The sequence below is a fragment of the Novosphingobium sp. fls2-241-R2A-195 genome (genome assembly GCF_030209485.1).
Classification (GTDB): Bacteria; Pseudomonadota; Alphaproteobacteria; order Sphingomonadales; family Sphingomonadaceae; genus Novosphingobium; species Novosphingobium resinovorum.
On the sequence record NZ_JARVRY010000024.1, the window covers coordinates 113158 to 131657 of the forward strand.

Sequence of the window (18500 nt, forward strand, 5' to 3'; positions counted from 1 at the left end):
GCCGATTTGGGATAGGACCATGTTCAAGAAGCTATTCGGCAAGAAGCCCGAGCCGCAGGTGGAGCTTGTCCCTTCGGGGGCGACCTTCTCGGTCGGTCGGAACAAGACGGTGCTGGAGCAGGCGCTCGAAAACGGGCTGGCCTATCCGCACGACTGCACGGTTGGCACTTGCGGCAGTTGCCGGTCGCGGCTGCTGTCGGGGAAGGTCGATGCGATAACGCCGTTCGGCTACACGCTGAGCCGCGAGGAACTGCAAGCCGGCTATATCCTGGCCTGTCAGGCGATCCCCGAATCGGATCTGCGCATCGAGGTCGATCTGCCGGATGCGGAGGAGGCGCCGGTGACGGTCGGCGGCCGCATCGTTTCGGTGCAGGATCTGACGCATGACATCCGCAAGGTGACCTGGCAGGTCGATGCGCCGCTGCGCTTCAAGGCCGGGCAGTACATGAACGTGCGGTGGCCTTCGGGGCCGGGGCACAGGTCCTATTCGTTCTGCCATGCCCCTGCGCCGGAAGGTAGCCGGACGGTGTCCGCATTCGTCCGCCGCGTGCCGGGCGGTGCTTTCACCGAGGCGCTGTTCGCAGGCGAACTGGCGGACACCGAATTCGCCATCGAGGGCGCGCACGGCGGGTTCTGGCTGCGGCCGGGTGAAGGGCCCATCGTGCTGGTCGGCGGCGGCAGCGGTCTGTCGCCGCTGATGAGCCTGCTGGAAGATGCGGCTGCCCGCAACGTGGCGCGCGACGTCGTGCTTCTGTTCGGCGGGCGCGGAGAGCGCGATCTCTACTGCCTTGAAGACATTGCCGCGATCGCGGCGCGCTGGGAGGGCAAGTTCCTGTTTCGGCCGGTCCTGTCCGAAGAGCAGGTCGAAGGCGTCCGCCACGGTCTGGTCACGCGGGAGATCGCCGACGCCATCGCCGAACTCGGCGGATCGGCGGATCTACAGGCCTATATGTGCGGCCCGCCGCCGATGATCGATGCCGCCGTCGCCGAACTGACGGCGCAAGGCGTCGCGCTGGACGCCATCCACTACGACAAGTTCACCGATGCCAGTTCGGCCGCCGGTGCGCGCGCCTGACACCCCCATACCACAAGAGGATGACCACGATGACGATATCCAAGGACGCCTTCTTCATCGGCAACCAGTGGGTTTCTCCCGCCAGTGACCGCCGCTTCACGCTGGTGAACGCCTCCACCGGAGAGGAATACGGCAGCGCGCCCGAAGCGGTCGAAGCCGACGTCGACGCGGCAGTGGCCGCAGCACGCAAGGCTTTTGAGACTTCGGGCTGGGCGGACGCCAGCCCCGCCGAACGGGCGGCAGTGATGCAGCGCTTCGTCGCCGCCGTCGCGGCGCGGGGGGATGAGATCGCCCGCACCGTCAGTGCGCAGAACGGCATGCCGATCGGTCTCAGCACGCTGCTGGAAGGACAGTTTGGCGCAGGCGTCGTGCAGTATTACGCGCAGCTTGCCGAAGGGCTCGGCGCGCCCGACGTGCGGCCCTCGCAGATGGGCAAGGAGACGCTGGTGGAGCGTTCCGCCATCGGCGTGGTGGCCGCGATCGTGCCGTGGAACTTCCCGGTGACGCTGGCGCTCAACAAGATCGCTCCGGCCATGGCGGCGGGCTGCACCGTCGTTATCAAGCCTTCACCCGGCACGATCCTCGACAGCTACCTGCTCGCCGAGGCGGCGCTGGAAGCGGGTGTGCCTGCAGGCGTGCTCAACTGGGTCGCGGCCGACCGTGATGTCGGCGCCTACCTCGTCTCGCACCCCGGCATCGACAAGGTCGCCTTCACCGGCTCGACCGGGGCAGGGCGGGCGATCGCGCGCACCTGCGGCGAACTGCTGCGCCCGGTCACGCTGGAACTGGGCGGCAAGTCCGCCGCGATCCTGCTGGACGACGTCGATGTCGGCGCGTTCCTGCAGGGCGTGCCGATGGCCAGCATGCTCAACAACGGCCAGGCTTGCTACAACGGCACCCGCGTGCTGGCGCCCCGTCGCCGCTACGACGAGGTGGTCGGAGCGCTGGCGGAGTTCGCCAATGGACTGGTGGTGGGCGATGCGCTCGATCCTGCGACGCAGGTGGGGCCGATGGCATCGGCCGCACACCGCGACCGGGTGGAAAGCTACATCGGCATCGGCAAGCAGGAGGCGCGCCTTGTCGCGGGTGGTGGCCGTCCGCAGTCGACAAACCAGGGCTGGTTCGTGGAGCCGACCATCTTCGCCGACGTCGATAATGGAGCCCGCATCGCGCAGGAGGAAATCTTCGGCCCGGTGCTTTCCGTGATCCCCTACGACGGCGAGGAAGAAGCCATTCGCATCGCCAATGACAGCGCGTTCGGCCTCGGCGGTTCGGTCTGGAGCGCGGACGGCGATCATGCCACGCAGATCGCTCGCAAGGTGGCCAGCGGCACAGTGGGCGTGAACGGCTACATGCCTTCCCTGGGCGCGCCGTTCGGCGGCATCAAGGCCAGCGGCCTCGGCCGGGAATTCGGGCCTGAGGCGATCGCAGCCTATCAGAACACCAAGTCGATATACGTCATGGCGTGAAGCCCTGCGGGCCGGAGATTTCTTGCGGAACCCCTGCGAGAAATCTCCGGCATTTCGAAAACAGATAATAATAAACATATTGACCGAGTTTTTGTAACGTATTACACTTCGAGGTACAGGGTCGAAAAGGACCCGATCTTGGTGATTGAGGAAGCGGAAGCGTTCGCAAATGTTCGCTCCGCTGTCGAAAAGCGAATTACTGTTTGATTGGCCGTGGCAGGAGTTACGATTGCGAAGTCGTGTTCTGGCGCTAACCTTCACACATTGCCTGCATTCCGAAGGTGCTGCCGGGATTCCGAAATGTTGAGAAAGCTGCCGAAAGACCAGCGCAAGGACCTTATCCTCGACAGCGTCGAGGCGCTGATCCTTTCGACATCCAGCACCGACTTCACGATGCACCAGCTGGCCAAGCATGTCGGGATCAGCCCGACGACGTTCTACAACCTGTTCGGATCGAAAGGGACGGTACTCTACAGCCTTCTGAACCGGTGCCTGGATGCGATCATCAGCGGCCGCGAGGCGGATGTTTCGGAGAAGGACCCGGTCCTCTACGCCATACACACCATGACGTTCGCGGCGGAACTCTTCGTGGAGCGGCCGGGTCTCTATCGCCCGCTCTACAAGTTCCAGCTGGGCGAGCGCGACATGGGTGCGCGGCCGGTCTACCTCGACCGCGCGCTGGACTTCTGGCGTCGCAGTCTCGCAGGACTGGTCGAGCGCGGTTACTTGTCCGACCATCCGAGCGATGGATCGTTTTCGCGTGACGATGTCGCACTGGCATTGCTGACGCACAGTTCCGGCGTGATCGACCTGTGGGTCCAGGAAGATTTGGACGATGCCGAATTCGTGGCCCGCATGACGCACGATGCCGCATTGATCGTCTATGGCATCGTGTCCGACGAAGATCGCAGGACGATAGCTGCGATAGTCCGGCAAGTCCGGCCGAATATCAGGGACTTCTCTTTCCTCAAGTCTTGACCGTGATCTGCCGGTGCCTGGCACCGGATAATAACAGATAGAGATACATGGGAGAATGTATGACCGAAAGGTTCGGCGGGGATTCCCGCGTCGTACAACTGTGCCCGGATCATGCGCGGCATCGCGCCGCCGACCCGGCCGACCAGGACCCCGCGCTCGTGCATATGCTGGATGGTCGGGCGGCGAAGCTGGCGTCATCCGATTATCATCCTGTCGCGATCGACGACATCACCGCGCGGCTCACGCGCCTGTTCGTGCAGAACCTCCATCCGGCTGCGAAGGTAAGCGGCCTGTGCAGGCTGGCAGGGGGCGCGTCCAAGGAACAGTTTCTCTTCACGCTGGACGCGCCCGGCATAGAGCGCAGCGAACAGCTCGTGGTCAGGATGGACCCGACCGACGGCGTGCTGGAAACGAGCAGGCAGCGCGAGTTCGAGATCCTGGAAGCCATGCAGGGCGTGGTTCCGGTGCCCCGTCCCCGCTTTCTGGATCATGAGGGGACATGGCTCGGCGCTTCCGGGATGATAACCTCATTCGAGCGCGGCAGCACCAAGCCGCCGCAGGCGGGCGCAGGCGTGTCGGGCCTTGGCACCGGCTTCACGCCGCAATGGCGCGAGCGGCTCGGACCGCAGTTCCTCCGGCTGATGGCGGCAATCCATCGCTTCGACTTCCGGGCGGCAGGATTGCGGCACTTCGCCATTCCCGATGCGGACCCGTTCCAGGCCGCGCGCCAGCGTGTCAACTTGTGGGCGCGGGTCTGGCGGGAGGGTGCCTATGCACCGATCCCCGGCTTTGCGGTCGTCGAATCCTGGTTGCGCAGCAACCTGCCCGCTGCACGGGAATTGGTCCTCGTCCACGGGGACTTCCGTACCGGAAACTACCTGTTCGACGGCGGCAGCGGCGAAATCACCGCGATCCTCGACTGGGAACTCGCCCATGTCGGCGACTATCACGAGGATCTGGCATGGTCGCTGGTCGAAATCTTCGGCGCGCGCGACGAACAGGGGCGCTACTTGTGCTCCAACCTCATGACCGTCGAGGATTTCATCGGCGGCTACGAGCGCGAGACGGGACGCATCGTCGATCGCGACACTCTGCGCTTCTACCGCATCCTGCTGTCGTGGAGCGTAGTGGCGATGGCGAGCAGCGGCCTGACGGCGGCTGCCAACCGGCATAACCACCAGGACATCCTGCTGACCTGGCTGTCGATGGTCACGCACCCTTTGCTCGACGAGATCACGCGCCTGATGCTTGAGGAGAAGGCGGCATGAACCCCGGTTTCGAAGTCCGCCTGTCCAGCATGCGCCGGGCGCTGGCGACGGTCATCATGCCCGCGATCGACCCCGGCAATCCGCTGGCGCAGGAGCAGGCCGGGCTGATGCTTGCGCATATCGGCATGCTGGAGGCGCAGTGGGACAAGCTGGAAGATTACGCCCGCCTGTGCGTGCAGGATCTGGTCGAGGTCTCCGACAGGATCGATGCGGCGGGAGGGCCTGAAACCCTTGCCGCAGCCGCCGGACTGGCGGCCCTTGCCGGAAAGCCTCCCGTGCGCGGCGAAGTCGCTTATCGTGCCTTGTCCGAAGCGCTGGAAGGGCTGGTTCGCGCTGTCGATCGGGACGGCGACGCGGACTTTCGCCGCGCGCTCCACCGTGAAGTTCTGCTGCACGGCAACCGGCAGGCGACCCGTGACCGGGTCTGGTTCGCGGCCTGCGGTTTCGACGTGAACACCGCCGACCTGCCCTCCATCGAGACACTGATCGGGCGCGGCGATGGATAGCAAGCAGCATCCCACGCGCGAGTGGATAGAGGCGCTGCGCCTTCGCTATCCGACGGAACGCACGATCGACGAAGCGCTTACCCGAAAGCTGCAGGCGCGGTCCGGGCCTCCCTATGCGCCCAGTCCGCTGGGCGAGATCGCCGGAAAGCTGGAGCGCTTCTTCGCGCACGCCATGCCGGGCGCTCGGGTCTCCCAAGTCGCGCCGCTGGGCGGCGGGGCATCGAAGGAGCAGTTCAGCTTCACGCTGGCGGAGCCCGACGGAACCGAGGCGCGCCATGTCCTTCGCCGCGAACCGCCCGAGTCCGTCGTCGAGACGCACCGCCTGCGCGAATTCCAGATGATGCGGGCGATGGCCGGAACAGTGCCGGTGCCCGATGCGCCCTGGGTGGACGTCGAAGGGCAATGGTTCGACCGCCCGGCGATGATCTCCCGGTTCGTCGAGGGCGTTACCAAGGCGCCGGGCTCGGGCGGGAACGTCACCGGGCTGGGCACCGGGTTCTCTCCCGAACTGCAGGGTGCGCTGGGTGGACAGTTCGTCGACCTGCTGGCGCGGATACATCAATTCGACTGGCAGTCGGCCGCTCTCGACGCCTTCGATCGGCCGGAAGCGGGCAGCACCGCCGGGGTCCATCAGGTCATCAACTGGTGGGAGCGGATCTGGGAGGAGGACTCGTACGAGCCGATGCCCATCATCCGCTACACCGCACAGTGGCTGCGCGCCAACGCGCCGCCGATCGAGCGGGTCGTGGTGGTCCACCATGACTTTCGCGCGGGCAATTTCCTGTTCGATCCCGTCACCGCGCAAGTGACGGTGGTGCTCGACTGGGAACTGGCCCACCTCGGCGATTACCACGAAGACCTCGCCTGGACGCTCCAGGAAGGCTACGGTTATCGCGATGCGCAAGGGCGCTTCATCGTCTGCGGCCTGATCGAGCAGGCCGAGTTCCTCGACCGCTATGCACGCGCCACGGGCTTCCCGGTCGATCCGCGCAAGATCGCCTACTACAGCGTCATGAACACCTGGAAATCGGCGATCATCGTCCTCGCCACCGGCATCCGCTGCGTGATCGGCGGCAAGAGCCATCAGGACATCCTGCTGACATGGCTGGCGGGCTTCGGCCATGTCTGCGTCGATACGCTTCTACAGCATCTGGAAAGGGCCGAGAATGGTTCCTGACACACCCTTGCGCCTTGCCGCCGTGCAGAAGGCGCTGGAGGACATCGTCGCACCGGTCCTGCCGCCCGACGCCGATTTCGCGCGTGAGCAACTGGCGCTGATCGTCCGATCGCTGGCGCTGGTGCGCAAGCAGATCCCCCAGGAATACGCCTTCCACGTACACGATGCGCATGACTTCAGCGCCTTCGGCAGCGAAGTCGCCGCATGCCTGCCCGATGCGCACCCCGCGCGCGGCGAACTCGCGCAGGCCATCGAGGACGTCCGCGCGATCGCCCCGCCGGTGGTGCCTGACCGCACCGCTCTGGAGCAGGCGGTCAGGGCCTTGCGCGGTGCGATCGAGACCGCCGTGCAGCAGGCCGGAGAAGACGCTGCCACCTTGCGCGCGATTAGGCCGGTGGTGCTGGAACATACCCGCAGACAGACGCTGCTCGAACGCGCCTGGGTGGCCGACACCGGCTTCGACCGCGACCCGGCGAGCCTGCCCCTGACCGAAACCATCCTCTACAGCGCCGGAGAGACGCCGCGATGAAAGCCCATCTCGTTCACGCCCATTCTGAGGGCGATTCCTTCGTCACCGCCATGAAGACCGTCATCGCCTCGCAGTTGGAAGCGGACGGTTACGAAGTCACGATTTCCGACCTCTACGCCAAGCAGTTCAACCCGGTCGCCTCGCCCGCCGACTTCGGCAGCCGCCGCGACGATGAACGCTTGGTCTACGCACTGGAGCAGCGCCACGGCTACGAAAGCGGCACGCTGGCGCCCGATATCCTTGAGGAGATCGAGCCGGTTCTGGCCGCCGACCTGCTGGTGTTCACCTTCCCGATCTACTGGTTCGGCGCACCCGCGATCCTGAAGGGCTGGTTCGACCGGGTGATGCTGTCGGGCGTCTGCTATGGCGGAAAGCGCCTCTACGGACGCGGCGGACTGGCCGGTAAGCGCAGTTTCGCGGCCATGAGCCTGGGCGGGCGCGAGAACATGTTCGGCGCGCAAGGCGTGCACGGCGAACTGGTCACCGGCATGATGCGGCACTTCTTCCAGGGCACACTCGGCTATGTCGGCACCAGCGTGCTGGAGCCCTTCGTCGGCTACAACGTGCCTTATATCGGCGAGCCGGCGCGGGCGGCCCTGCTGGACGATCTGCGCGGCGTCGTGGCGCAGATCGACCGCCGCCTGGTCCTCGCCGTGCCGGACCTGAACGCCTTCGACGACAGGCTGGCGCCGCTGGCGAGTGTCGAGGCATGAGCTACGAGACGATGCGCCTCGACGTGCAGGGCGGCATCGCCGCGCTGACGTTCACCAAGGCCGAGACCGGCAACCCCATCAACGGCTCATTCTGCCGCGACCTCTATGACGTGGCGGTCGACCTGTCGGAACGCAGCGACGTTCGCGCCGTGCTGATCCGCGCGGAAGGCAGGGCCTTCGGCTATGGCGGCGACATCGCGGGTTTCCTGCCAAGGCTGGACGAACTGCCGCGCCTGATGAAGCAGTGGACCGGCGACTTCCACACCGGAATCCTGCGGTTGCAGCGCCTCGACGCGCCGATCGTGGTGGCGGTTCACGGCGTCTGCGCGGGCGGCATGGTGGCGCTGGCGGCGGGGGCGGACTTCGTGCTGGCAAGCGACCGGGCGCGGTTCGTCTCGGCCTATTCCGGGATCGGGCTGGCCTGCGATGGCGGTGCTTCGCTCTCGCTCGTGCACCGCATGGGACGCAACCATACGCGCCGGTTCCTGATCCTCAACGAGACCTGGGATGCGGCCGCCGCCGCTGAGGCCGGGCTGGTCGACGAAGTGCTGGAAGGCGACGAGGCGCTGGCAGCGCGGGCGGAAGAACTCGCCCACCGGATCGCCGCCGGGCCGACCCGCGCCATCGGCGAAATCCGCCGCCTGCTGCGCCTCTCGGGCGAAGTCCCGGCGGAGGCGCAGATGGAGGCCGAAGCACAGGCCATGGCCCGAGCCGCCGCCACTGCCGACGCGCGCGAAGGCATCACCGCCTTCGCTCAGAAACGGCAGCCCGTGTTCACTGGAAAATAGAAAAAGGGAGGGAGTCATGCAGACCCAGGCACAGCGCTTAGCGCAAGAACCGGTGGCCGCGATCGACCGCGATGCGATCGAGCCCCGGCTCCTCGAAATCCTGCTGGCGAAGCAGGAACGCCGCAAGTTGGGGCCTTATATTCCCCGAACCGCGCCTGATATCGCGGAAGGGCTCTCGGTCCTGTTCGCCCGCGAAGGCATCGCCGCGCAGGCCCGCGGCGTGCGCCGCATGGGGGGAGGGGCTTCCAAGGAGCAGTTCGTCTTCGATGTCGAGGGCGAGATCGACCCCGCCTTCGCCCGCTGCGTGCTGCGCATGGACCCGCGCGAGGGCATCATCGAGACCTGCCGCCGCCGCGAGGCGCAAGTCCTGCGCGCGGTCGCGGGTGTGGTGCCGGTGCCGCCCGTCCTGACCGAGGACGGCGACGGCGAGACGATGGGCCAGCCGCTGATGGTCACCGGCTTCGTCGGCGGCGTGACCAAGCCCAGCGACAGCGGCGCGGGGCCATCGGGGCTGAAGGCGCGGTTCGGGGAAAGCCTCGGGGCTGCGCTGACCTCGCAGTTCATCGGCCATCTGGCCGCCATTCACGCGGTGGATTATCGCACCGCGGGGCTCGACGATTTCGCCGTTCCCCGGCCCGAAACCACCGACGCGGCGCTTTGGCAGGTCAATTACTGGACCCGCGTGCGGGCGTTGGAGGAAACCGATTCCCTGCCGCTGCTGACGCTGGCCGAGACATGGCTCTACGACCATCTGCCCGTCTGCGAGCAGCCGGTCCTGCTCCACGGTGACTACCGCGTCGGCAACTTCCTGTTCGACGAGGAGCGGCAGGAAATCACCGCGCTGCTGGACTGGGAACTCACGCATATCGGCGATTTCCATGAGGATCTCGCCTATAGTTTCGAGCCGCTGTTCGGCCACCGCGATGCCGACGGCGTGTTCCATGTCGGCTCGATGTTCACCACCGAGCACCTGATTTCGCGGTACGAGGCGCTGACCGGGCGCATGGTGAATCCGGCGACGCTCCATTGGTATCGCGTCCTGACGAGCTACAAGCTGATCGCCATGAACCATTGCTCGTCGATCATCGCGGCGCGCGATGGGACCAACCACCAGAACGCGCTGCTGGCGTTTCTCGCATCGTGCACGGCCGGGATGTCGGACACCCTGTGCGAACTGCTTTCGGGAGAAATGGCATGACACCGGACCCGATCATCCGTCTCGCCAGTGTGGTGCAGACGCTGGAGCATGTCGTTGTTCCAGCGGTCGATTCCGGCAATCTGCTGGCCGTCGAGCAGTGCGGCGTGGTGCTCGCGCAGCTGCGCATGCTGGAGCGGCATATGCCGCTGATCGGCGCCTATCACGCGCTGTGCCTGACCGACCTGCTTGGCGTCGTCGCCGCGCTGCCGACGGTCGAGGGCGGACCTGCGGCAGTCATGGCGCGGTGCGAACTGGCCGAGGCCTGCGCTCACGAGGACGACCCGCGTATTGCCTTCCACCGCGTAGGCCGCGCGCTGGAGGGGCTTGTGCGCGCGATGGCGCAGGACGGCGAGCCTGCAGTGCGGAGCGCCATCGACGCGGCGGTGCTGGCCTTCTCCATCCGGCAGGCGCGGCGGGCGCGCAGCTGGTTTCAGGATGCGGGCTTCGACCACGATGCGGATTCGCTGCCGACCGTGGAGGCCATGGTCGCGGGCAACTGATTGAAGGAATGGCGAATGATTGCCAGGGAACACGCTGAATTCCAGTTCGGCGCCGATGCACCCTACGACTGGTGCGAGACCAACTTCTTCCCGTTTTCGGTGCCCGAAGCTTGCATTTCCGGGAGCATCTACGTGCTGTCACGGCCGAAGCTGGGCGTGGCGATGGTCGATGTGCTGGTGCAGGACCGCATCGCTCCGGCGTGGGAGGCGCAGGCCTATGTCGATAACCAGCAGCATCTGCCGTGCCCCGCCTCGCTGCTGCGTTATGCCTTTCCCAACGGGCTGGAAGTGGAGGCGGTCGATCCGCTTTCGCATTACCGGATACGCTACGAGGGTATCGACGATACCGCATTCGAACTTGATTTTCAGGCACTTATGGCGCCGTTCGACATGAACGACCCGGCGATGGACCCGATGGCGGCGGGCCGCATCGGCGCGGGCTGGGGAGGGGCGGCGTTCTCCGGACACTACGAGATCACCGGCCGGATCACCGGGCGCCTGCGGCTGCGCGGGCGCGAGTATGCGGTCGATTGCGTCGATACGCTGGACCGCAGCTGGGGGCCGCGCAAGGAACGGGACAACGGCAATGCCACCTGGATTCACGGCTCCTTCGCGGAAAAGCTGACGGTTCACGCCTTCCTCGGCCTCGATCCGGCGGCGCGGTCGGGCTTTGGCCCGCTCATCAGCGGCTATGTGCTGGAGGACGGCGTGGTGAGCGGGCTCGTCTCCGCGCAAGGATCGGTGGAGCGCCACGCCGGGCTGCCGATGTCCAACCACCTGCAGGTGGAGGATGCGCTGGGGCGGCGGCATGAACTGACGGCGGCGGCGATCAACGGGTGCGTCTGGGCACCGTTCCCCTCGATGGTCTATGCGCAGAGCTTCATGCGCTGGAACTGCGCGGGAATGCTGGGTTTCGGGGTGCAGCAGGACGTGCTGAGCCGCTCGTATCTCACGCGAAACCGGGATGCACTCAACGGCACCTAGAGGTACCACAAGGGTGCCACAGCCATATCTGAAGTGCCTCCCCGTGCGTGCGGAACGCGCGGGGAGGCACTGCATCACTGGGTCATGAAGATGCCGCCATCGACGGCGATGTTCTGGCCGTTGATATAGCCGCCGTCTGGACCGGAAAGCCACAGCGCGGCGCCGGCGATGTCGCCCGGTTGCTGCGGCCGGGCGATCGTGCGCATCGAGGCCGCGGTGCCTTCGAAGGCGGCGTGCTGGTCGGCGTTGGCGACCGCGTTGTCCGAGTGGGTGTAACCCGGCGAGATCGAGTTCACCAGGATCCCGCTCTGCGTCGCGCCGAGTTCGCGGGCCATCGCGCGCGTCATCGCGCCGAGCGCGCCCTTGGATGCGACATAGTGCAGCATGAAGGGGATGCCGAGGTTGGCGATGACCGAGGCGATGTTGATGATCCTGCCGCCGCCGGCGGCGCGCATCGCAGGCAGCACCGCGCGGGCGCAGAGCCAGGGGCCCATGACGTTGACGTCCATGATGCGGCGCCAGGCATCGACCTCGATCGCTTCCATCGGGGTGTAGTTGAGGCCGGTGAAGATGCCCGCGTTGTTCACGAGCACGTCGATGCCGCCGAACCGGTCGGTCACCGCCCGTGCCATCGATTCGGTGCTGGCCTTGTCGGCGACGTCGGTGGCGACGCCGAAGGCATTGGCGCCCAGCGCGGCGGCGGCGTCCTCGGCGCCCTTGATGTCGGCGATCGCGACTTGCGCGCCTTCGGCCAGGAATCGCTCGACGATGGCGCGGCCGATGCCGGTAGCGCCGCCCGTGACGATGGCGGTCTTTCCCTTGAGTATCATGCAGTTCTCTCCCTTGTCGTCCCTGTGGGACGTATCGGCCCTGCGCCTTGCCGGGGAATCGATCCCGCAAGGCGCCGCGCGGCGCAGTCTGGACTGCGTATAAATTTTACGCAATATTGATAAATCAGTTGACGGTCATCATCTGTAATGTAATACATTCCACTACAGCGACGCCGATGGCCCACAGGGGAAATGTCCCCGCGCCGAAACCCGGCATGCTCCGCGTAAGAAATACCAGACACAAAATATAAAAATAAATCCTATGAAATGTAGGAGAGGAACATGTCCAGTATTCGCTACTATGTAGCGGCGCTCGTCCAGCTATGTACATATGCCGGATTCGCGTTGGGAGGATATTGGGTCTGGACGGGCATTGCGTCCCTGCCGGCCCTCGCTCTATTAGACAGCATTCTGCCGGACGATCTTTCCGCGCGCCGGATGAAGCGCGGCTTCGCCGCCGATCTGCCGGTGTGGCTGGCGACATTCCTGGCTCCGGGGCTCTACGTAGCCGCCGCCTTCTGGGTGGTCCGCGCACCCGATGCCACCGCGGGTCAGTACATCGGTGTCATTCTTTCGCTCGGCTGGCTTTCGGTGGTGCCGCTGGTGCCGTCCAGCCACGAGCTTTACCACCAGCGCGGCAAGCTGCGCCGTTTCGTCGGCCGCTATGCGCAAGTCTGCTACCTCGACTGCACGCGCGAGATCGCGCATGTCGTGGGGCACCATATCCATGTCGCGACCGTGAAGGACGGCGATACCGCGCCGCGCGGCACGTCGCTTTACGGCTTCACCGTGCGCGCCGTGCTCTCCAGCACGATCGAGGCGCTGACGACCGAGAGCGACGGCCTTGCCGCACAGGGCAAGGGGCGCTGGTCGATCGGCCACCGGCTCTACAAGGCGCTGCTGGCGCAGGCGATCTTCCAGGCGATCCTCTTCGCGGTCGGGGGCTGGCGCGCCAATGCGGTGGCGCTGGCGGGCATGATCGTCGCGCGCTTCTGGATCGAGAGCTTCAACTACTTCCAGCACTACGGCCTCGTCCGGCTGGAGGAAGGCCCGATCGCGCGGCGCCATGTGTGGAACCACTTGCGCCCGCTCTCGCGCCTGATCGGCTTTGAGATCACCAACCATGCCGATCACCACACCAACAGCTTCGCCGCCTATCACGAACTGGTGCCGGACCGTCAGTGGATCCGCATGCCCAGCGTGTTCGTGTGCTTCTTTTCCGCCCTGATCCCGCCCTTGTGGCACAACCTCATCATCAAGCCCGCGCTGCGCCGCTGGGACAACGAACTGGCCAGCCCCGAAGAACGCGAACTGGCCCGCGAACAGAACCGTCGCGCCGGCTGGCCCGACTGGTTCGACGGGCAGGGCGACAAGGCCGGAGCCGCGCTGACGGCTTAAGCGATCCGCCCCCATCCTGCCCCATGGCTCCCCCCTGTTTCCGCTCATGCTGAGCTTGTCGAAGCACAGGCAGCCTGGCGCCGCGCTTCGGGGCCTTCGACAAGCTCAGGCTGAGCGGGGTTGGAGGGAGGTGTTCGGGCGGAAAGTCGAGGGATCAATCGCTCTTCTGATTACCAAGTAAAAATAAAACCAGAACAAAGTATTGGGAGAACATCATGAACAGAGCATTCGCGTGCAACGGGCGTTTTGCCCGGCTCCTTCTTGCGTCCAGCGCCCTTGCGCCGATGCCGGGCTGGGCGCAAACCGCCGGATCTCAGGCCACCGAGCCGCAGGCCAGCGAAACCGCGCCGCCGCCGTCTTCCGGCATCGCCGAGATCATCGTGACGGCGCAGAAGCGCTCGCAGTCGATCAACGAAGTGCCGCTGTCGATCACCGCGGCCTCGGGCGAGCAACTGCTTCAGGCGGGGATTTCCAGCACCGCCGACCTCGCCAAGATCGTGCCGGGCCTGACCGCGCAGCCGTCGCCGTTCAACACTCCGATCTACACCTTGCGCGGCATCGGCTTCGTCGAGTTCTCGCTCGCCACGCCGCCGACCGTGGCGGTCTATACCGACGAAGTGCCGCTGCCGTTCAGCGCCATGACCAAGGCCGCCGCGCTCGACGTGGCGCGGGTCGAGGTGCTCAAGGGCCCGCAGGGCACGCTCTTCGGCCAGAACACCACCGGCGGCGCGATCAACTTCGTGGCGGCCAAGCCGACGCAGGATTTCCAGGCGGGCGCCGATCTCAGCTATTCGCGCTTCGACACGATCGATGCGCAGGGCTTCGTCAGCGGGCCGATCACGCCCAACCTGCTGGCGCGCTTCTCGGCCCGCGCCATCCGCAGCGGGCCGTGGCAGAAGAGCAGCAGCAGCGGCGACGAACTGGGCAACCGGCGCGAGACGCAGGCCCGCCTGCTGCTCGACTGGCAGCCGACCGATACGCTGAAGGTGGCGCTCAACGTCAACGGCTGGCTCGACAAATCGGACTCGCAGGCGCCGCAGCGCACCGAGACTTTCATCAGCGCGCCCGGCAATCCCAACGAGGCGCCGATCCGCGCCCTGCCGCCGCAGCCGCTGACCTCGCGCTCGGCCGACTGGACCACCGACCTGTTCCCGCTGAAGCACGACGACCGCTTCGTCCAGGCGAGCCTGCGCGTCGATTACGACCTGAGCGATACGGTCACGCTCACCTCGATCTCGGCCTACAATCACTATCGCACCGAGTCCTTGCAGGACTACGACGCGACGCCGCTGCAGATCGCTGACATCCTGACCGACGGCAAAGTCACCTCGCTGTCGCAGGAACTGCGCCTGACCGGCACGAGTGCGGGGCTGCGCTGGATCGTCGGCGCCAATTACCAGCGCGACAAGACGCGCGATCACGCGACCTATTACGCCACCGATGCGACGACGCACTACGTCGGGCCGATGGAAGGCGGCAACGTCTCTCCGGTCAACGATTCCCTCATCAAGACAGCGGCGCTTTTCGCCAATGTCGAGTACGAGGTGATCCCGAACCTGACGGTGCAGGCGGGCCTGCGCTATACCGACAGCCGCCGCGACAATGCCAGCTGTGCGCTCGTCGGGCCGGGGCCGGGCGGCAACGAGAGCTTCGCGCCGATCTTCGAATTCCTGCAGACGCTGATCCGCCCCGGACAGCCGGTTGTGCCGATCGCCGAGGGCCAGTGCTATTCGCTGACTGCCGAGGGCTTTCCGCTCATCACCCCGCTCAAGGCCAAGCTGAACGAGGACAACCTGTCGTGGCGGGCGGGCGTCAATTACAAGACCGGCAATCGCGGGCTGATCTACGCCACCGTCAGCCGGGGCTACAAGGCGGGCAGCTTCCCGACCGTCGCGCCCGCCACCGCCAAGGAACTCGCGCCGGTCGCGCAGGAATCGATCACCGCTTACGAAGTGGGCTTCAAGCAGCCGCTGTTCGACCATGCGGTGCAGCTGAACGGCGCGGTGTTCTACTACGATTACAAGGACAAGCAGCTGCGCGGCCGCATCCTCGACCAGATCTTCGGGCCGCTCGACGCGCTGGTGCAGGTGCCCAAGTCGCGGGTGAAGGGCGCCGAACTCGAAGTGGTGATCCAGCCTGCGGACGGCCTGCACCTGAACGTGGCGGGGACCTATCTCGATACCGAGATCACGCGGTTCACGGGCTTCAACCAGTCGGGCGAGCTGGCGGACTTTTCGGGCGCGCGCTTCCCGTTCTCGCCCAAGTGGTCGGTGGTGGCGGATGCGGGGTATGATTTCCCGCTGACGGCCTCGATGCAGGGCTTCGTCGGGGCCTCGGCGAACTACAACAGCCGCACCACCGCGAGCATCGGCGACATCCCGCAGCTGGCGATCCGGGCCTATACGCTGGTCGACCTGCGCGCCGGTGTGCACGCGCCGGACGACAGCTGGCGCTTTTCGGTCTGGGGCCGCAACGTCTTCAACAAGTACTACTGGACCAGCGCGTTCCAGACCCAGGACGTCTACGTTCGCTACACCGGCCGCCCCGCGACCTACGGCGCCACCTTCAGCTACCGCTTTTAAGGAGAGAGACGCATGATTACCGATGCGGACACCCGCCTGCACCTTCCCGACGTCAGCCGCGCCGACTGGGCGGAGACCGGATACTTCAACTTCTACATTCCCGAGGCCAACATCTTCGGCTTCATCTACATCGTCCACCGCGCCGGAGTGGGCGCGACGGTGAGCGACATCGAGATCATCGACCGCGCAGGGTTCAGCGCTGACGATGCGGTCTACATCGACCTCATCAACCACAACCCGCTGGTGGACAGAGCCGAGGACTTCCGCCTGGAAACCGGCCTGTCGTTCAAGGCCGCCTCGATCCGCGACTACGTGCTCGACTATGATGCGGGCGGCGTGAAGCTGCATATCGAGGCCAGTGCGCTGATGGAGCCCTACGACATCCACGACCCCGCGATGGACCCGATGGCCGTGGCGGACGCGGCGGCGGCCGTGGCGAACTCGGGCTTCGGGACGGCCTATTCGGCGCACTTCGACATGACGGTGCGGATGAAGGGCTCGCTCTCGCTGGGCGGGCGGACCCATGCGATCGACTGCGTCTCGACCATGGACCACAGCTGGGGGCCGCGTCCGGAGAACGGCTTCCATCCGATCCTGTGGGCCAATGCCCATTTCGATGACGGGCTGGCGCTCCACGGCATCTTCTCGGTCGATCGCACCGCGCCGGTGGGGCAGCAGCACGTCTTCAAGCACGGCTATGCGCTGGTGGGCGGCGAAGTGCGCGGGGCCAAGGCGGGCTCGGTCCGCACGCACCGGCCGGGTCTGTTCCCCACGACGATGGAGATGACGATCGTCGATCGCGACGACCGCGAACATACCGTCTCGGGCTCCGTGCTGGTCCATCACCCGTGGGTGCCTTACGGCAACAACCTCTCGCCGATCACGATGGCGCGCTGGCACCGCAGCGACGGGGCGATCGGCGTGGGGACTTATCTGGAGGGCTTCCCGCTCAATCGCCTGCGCAGCGATCTGGCATGACGCCTGACATCGACCTCAGGATCGCCTCGATGGTGCGCGCCATGGAGGACGTGGTGCGCCCGGCGATCGATCCGCTCAACAGCCTGGCCGCAGAGCAGGCGGCGCTGATCGTCGGGCACCTGCGGCTGCTGGCGATCCAGTGGAACAAGGCGGAAAGCTACGCGCGCACCTGCCTTGCCGATCTCGAGGCGACGCTGGAGGGGCTGGCGCCCTCCGGCGGCCCGGCCACCCGCGCCGCCGCCGCCGATCTGGCCGAGGCGCGCGCACCGGGCGGCGGGGCGGAAGCGCGCTACAAGGCGATGATGCGCGCGACCGATAGCCTCGTGCGCGCCGCAGCGCGCGATGGCGAACCCGGTTTCCGCGAGGCGCTGCACCGCGGCGTCCTCGCCTTCAGCACGCGGCAGTCGCTGCGCGATCGTTCGTGGTTCGCCGCCAGCGGTTTCGATCTCAACCCCGCCGAACTGCATAGCATCGCGGACCTGACCATGGAGACCGCCCGGTGATCCTGACTGCTGAAACCACCGATACCTGCGTGACCATCGAGCCTCGCATCTTCGCCATCCTTGAGGAGAAGAAGGCCCGCCGCCTCACCGGTCCCTATATCCCGCGCAGCATCGCGCAAGTCACCGCCTCGCTCGAAAGCCTGTATGGCCCCGGCAGCATCTCGGGCCTGCGGCGCATGGCGGGCGGGGCTTCCAAGGAGCAGTTCGTGTTCGATCACGGCGGCGAGCGCCTCGTCCTGCGCATGGACCCGCTGGAGGGCCTGATCGAGACCTGCCGCCGCCGCGAGGATCAGGTGCTGCGTGCGATGCACGGCGTCGTGCCGGTGCCCGAGGTGCGCCATGCCGATATCGACGGCGCCACCTTCGGCCTGCCCGCGCTGGTGACGACGTTCGTGCCCGGCGTCGCCAAGCCCCCGCAGGCCGCCGCTTCCGTATCGGGTCTGCGCACCGATTTCGACGCGCACTGGATCGCGCTACTGGCGCCCGCCTTCATCGACAACCTCGTGCGCATCCACGGCTTCGACTATCGCGCCGCCGCCCTGCCGGACTTTGCCATGCCGGACCCAGTGGGCGGCGCAGTCACCGCGATCCTCGACTGGGAACTCGCCCATGTCGGCGATTTTCACGAGGACCTCGCCTGGAACCTCCAGCCCATCTTCGCCAACCGGGGTGCCGATGGCGAGACGATGATATCGGGCCTGTTCCGGCGCGACGAATTCCTGTCCGCCTATGAAAATGCCTCGGGCCGCACCGTCGATCCGGCCGCGCTGTTCTTCTACGACGTGCTCGCCGCGTGGAAATGCGCGGTGATCGACCTCTCCAGCTGCCTCACTGCCGCGCGCGACGGCAACAACCATCAGGACGCGCTGCTCAGCTGGCTGGCGACCTCCGCCCATGTGGTGCTGAGCCACCTGACCGCACTGCTGGAGAAGGGGCGGCACTGACGAGAAATCGTAAATCCATGTACCATTTCGTTGACCCCGAGGCGCCGAAGCTGCCAGAAGGCCCCTCGAAATCCAGCAAC

Annotated in this window: 18 protein-coding genes; 17 read left to right on the plus strand and 1 reads right to left on the minus strand. The window is 66.1% G+C overall.

Going from position 1 to position 18500, the window contains the following annotated elements:
* Positions 1–19: 19 nt before the first annotated feature.
* The 12 genes from QRN25_RS18370 (at position 20) to QRN25_RS18425 (ending at position 11185) form a co-directional block, all read left to right on the plus strand.
* On the plus strand, positions 20–1075 hold the full coding sequence (locus QRN25_RS18370; RefSeq protein WP_285020660.1) for a 2Fe-2S iron-sulfur cluster-binding protein: 1056 nt from the start codon (positions 20–22) through the stop codon (positions 1073–1075).
* A 29-nt stretch (positions 1076–1104) separates the two neighbouring features.
* Positions 1105–2544: an aldehyde dehydrogenase gene (locus tag QRN25_RS18375; protein ID WP_036525246.1), complete on the plus strand. Its 1440-nt coding sequence runs from the start codon at positions 1105–1107 to the stop codon at positions 2542–2544.
* 300 nt (positions 2545–2844) lie between these two features.
* On the plus strand, positions 2845–3522 hold the full coding sequence (locus QRN25_RS18380; protein ID WP_036525245.1) for a TetR/AcrR family transcriptional regulator: 678 nt from the start codon (positions 2845–2847) through the stop codon (positions 3520–3522).
* Positions 3523–3581: 59 nt separating this feature from the next.
* Positions 3582–4790 (plus strand): phosphotransferase family protein, encoded by a 1209-nt coding sequence (locus QRN25_RS18385; protein ID WP_285020661.1) that lies wholly within the window; start codon positions 3582–3584, stop codon positions 4788–4790.
* Positions 4787–5296: a hypothetical protein gene (locus QRN25_RS18390; protein ID WP_285020663.1), complete on the plus strand. Its 510-nt coding sequence runs from the start codon at positions 4787–4789 to the stop codon at positions 5294–5296. The genes QRN25_RS18385 and QRN25_RS18390 overlap by 4 nt, the downstream gene beginning before the upstream one ends.
* Positions 5289–6473: a phosphotransferase family protein gene (locus tag QRN25_RS18395; protein ID WP_285020664.1), complete on the plus strand. Its 1185-nt coding sequence runs from the start codon at positions 5289–5291 to the stop codon at positions 6471–6473. The genes QRN25_RS18390 and QRN25_RS18395 overlap by 8 nt, the downstream gene beginning before the upstream one ends.
* Positions 6463–7002 carry a hypothetical protein gene (locus QRN25_RS18400; protein WP_285020665.1) on the plus strand — a complete coding sequence of 180 codons (540 nt, stop codon included), beginning with the start codon at positions 6463–6465 and terminating at the stop codon, positions 7000–7002. Before QRN25_RS18395 ends, QRN25_RS18400 begins: the two co-directional genes overlap by 11 nt.
* Positions 6999–7715 carry an NAD(P)H-dependent oxidoreductase gene (locus QRN25_RS18405; protein WP_285020666.1) on the plus strand — a complete coding sequence of 239 codons (717 nt, stop codon included), beginning with the start codon at positions 6999–7001 and terminating at the stop codon, positions 7713–7715. The genes QRN25_RS18400 and QRN25_RS18405 overlap by 4 nt, the downstream gene beginning before the upstream one ends.
* Complete coding sequence (locus QRN25_RS18410) at positions 7712–8503, plus strand: enoyl-CoA hydratase/isomerase family protein (protein ID WP_285020669.1); 792 nt, start codon at positions 7712–7714, stop codon at positions 8501–8503. The genes QRN25_RS18405 and QRN25_RS18410 overlap by 4 nt, the downstream gene beginning before the upstream one ends.
* Before the next feature lie 16 nt (positions 8504–8519).
* The gene (locus QRN25_RS18415) at positions 8520–9701 is read left to right on the plus strand and encodes a phosphotransferase family protein (RefSeq protein ID WP_285020670.1); all 1182 of its coding nucleotides are present in this window, start codon (positions 8520–8522) and stop codon (positions 9699–9701) included.
* Positions 9698–10201 (plus strand): hypothetical protein, encoded by a 504-nt coding sequence (locus tag QRN25_RS18420; protein WP_285020671.1) that lies wholly within the window; start codon positions 9698–9700, stop codon positions 10199–10201. The genes QRN25_RS18415 and QRN25_RS18420 overlap by 4 nt, the downstream gene beginning before the upstream one ends.
* Positions 10202–10216: 15 nt before the next feature.
* On the plus strand, positions 10217–11185 hold the full coding sequence (locus QRN25_RS18425) for a DUF7064 domain-containing protein (protein WP_285020672.1): 969 nt from the start codon (positions 10217–10219) through the stop codon (positions 11183–11185).
* Between the two features lie 74 nt (positions 11186–11259).
* Here the strand turns inward: QRN25_RS18425 and QRN25_RS18430 are convergent, their stop codons facing one another.
* Positions 11260–12015, minus strand: coding sequence for an SDR family NAD(P)-dependent oxidoreductase (locus QRN25_RS18430; RefSeq protein ID WP_285020673.1), 756 nt, complete (start codon positions 12013–12015; stop codon positions 11260–11262).
* Positions 12016–12297: 282 nt separating this feature from the next.
* Here QRN25_RS18430 and QRN25_RS18435 point away from each other — a divergent pair, with 282 nt between their 5' ends.
* From QRN25_RS18435 to QRN25_RS18455, 5 genes are all read left to right on the plus strand, one after another.
* Positions 12298–13413: an alkane 1-monooxygenase gene (locus QRN25_RS18435; protein ID WP_285020674.1), complete on the plus strand. Its 1116-nt coding sequence runs from the start codon at positions 12298–12300 to the stop codon at positions 13411–13413.
* Positions 13414–13628: 215 nt separating this feature from the next.
* Positions 13629–15995: a TonB-dependent receptor gene (locus QRN25_RS18440; protein ID WP_285020675.1), complete on the plus strand. Its 2367-nt coding sequence runs from the start codon at positions 13629–13631 to the stop codon at positions 15993–15995.
* A gap of 12 nt (positions 15996–16007) precedes the next feature.
* Positions 16008–16973 carry a DUF7064 domain-containing protein gene (locus tag QRN25_RS18445; RefSeq protein WP_285020677.1) on the plus strand — a complete coding sequence of 322 codons (966 nt, stop codon included), beginning with the start codon at positions 16008–16010 and terminating at the stop codon, positions 16971–16973.
* Positions 16970–17476: a hypothetical protein gene (locus QRN25_RS18450; RefSeq protein WP_285020679.1), complete on the plus strand. Its 507-nt coding sequence runs from the start codon at positions 16970–16972 to the stop codon at positions 17474–17476. The genes QRN25_RS18445 and QRN25_RS18450 overlap by 4 nt, the downstream gene beginning before the upstream one ends.
* Entirely contained in the window at positions 17473–18420 is a 948-nt protein-coding gene (locus tag QRN25_RS18455) for a phosphotransferase family protein (protein WP_285020680.1), read from the plus strand. Before QRN25_RS18450 ends, QRN25_RS18455 begins: the two co-directional genes overlap by 4 nt.
* Positions 18421–18500 lie beyond the last annotated feature (80 nt).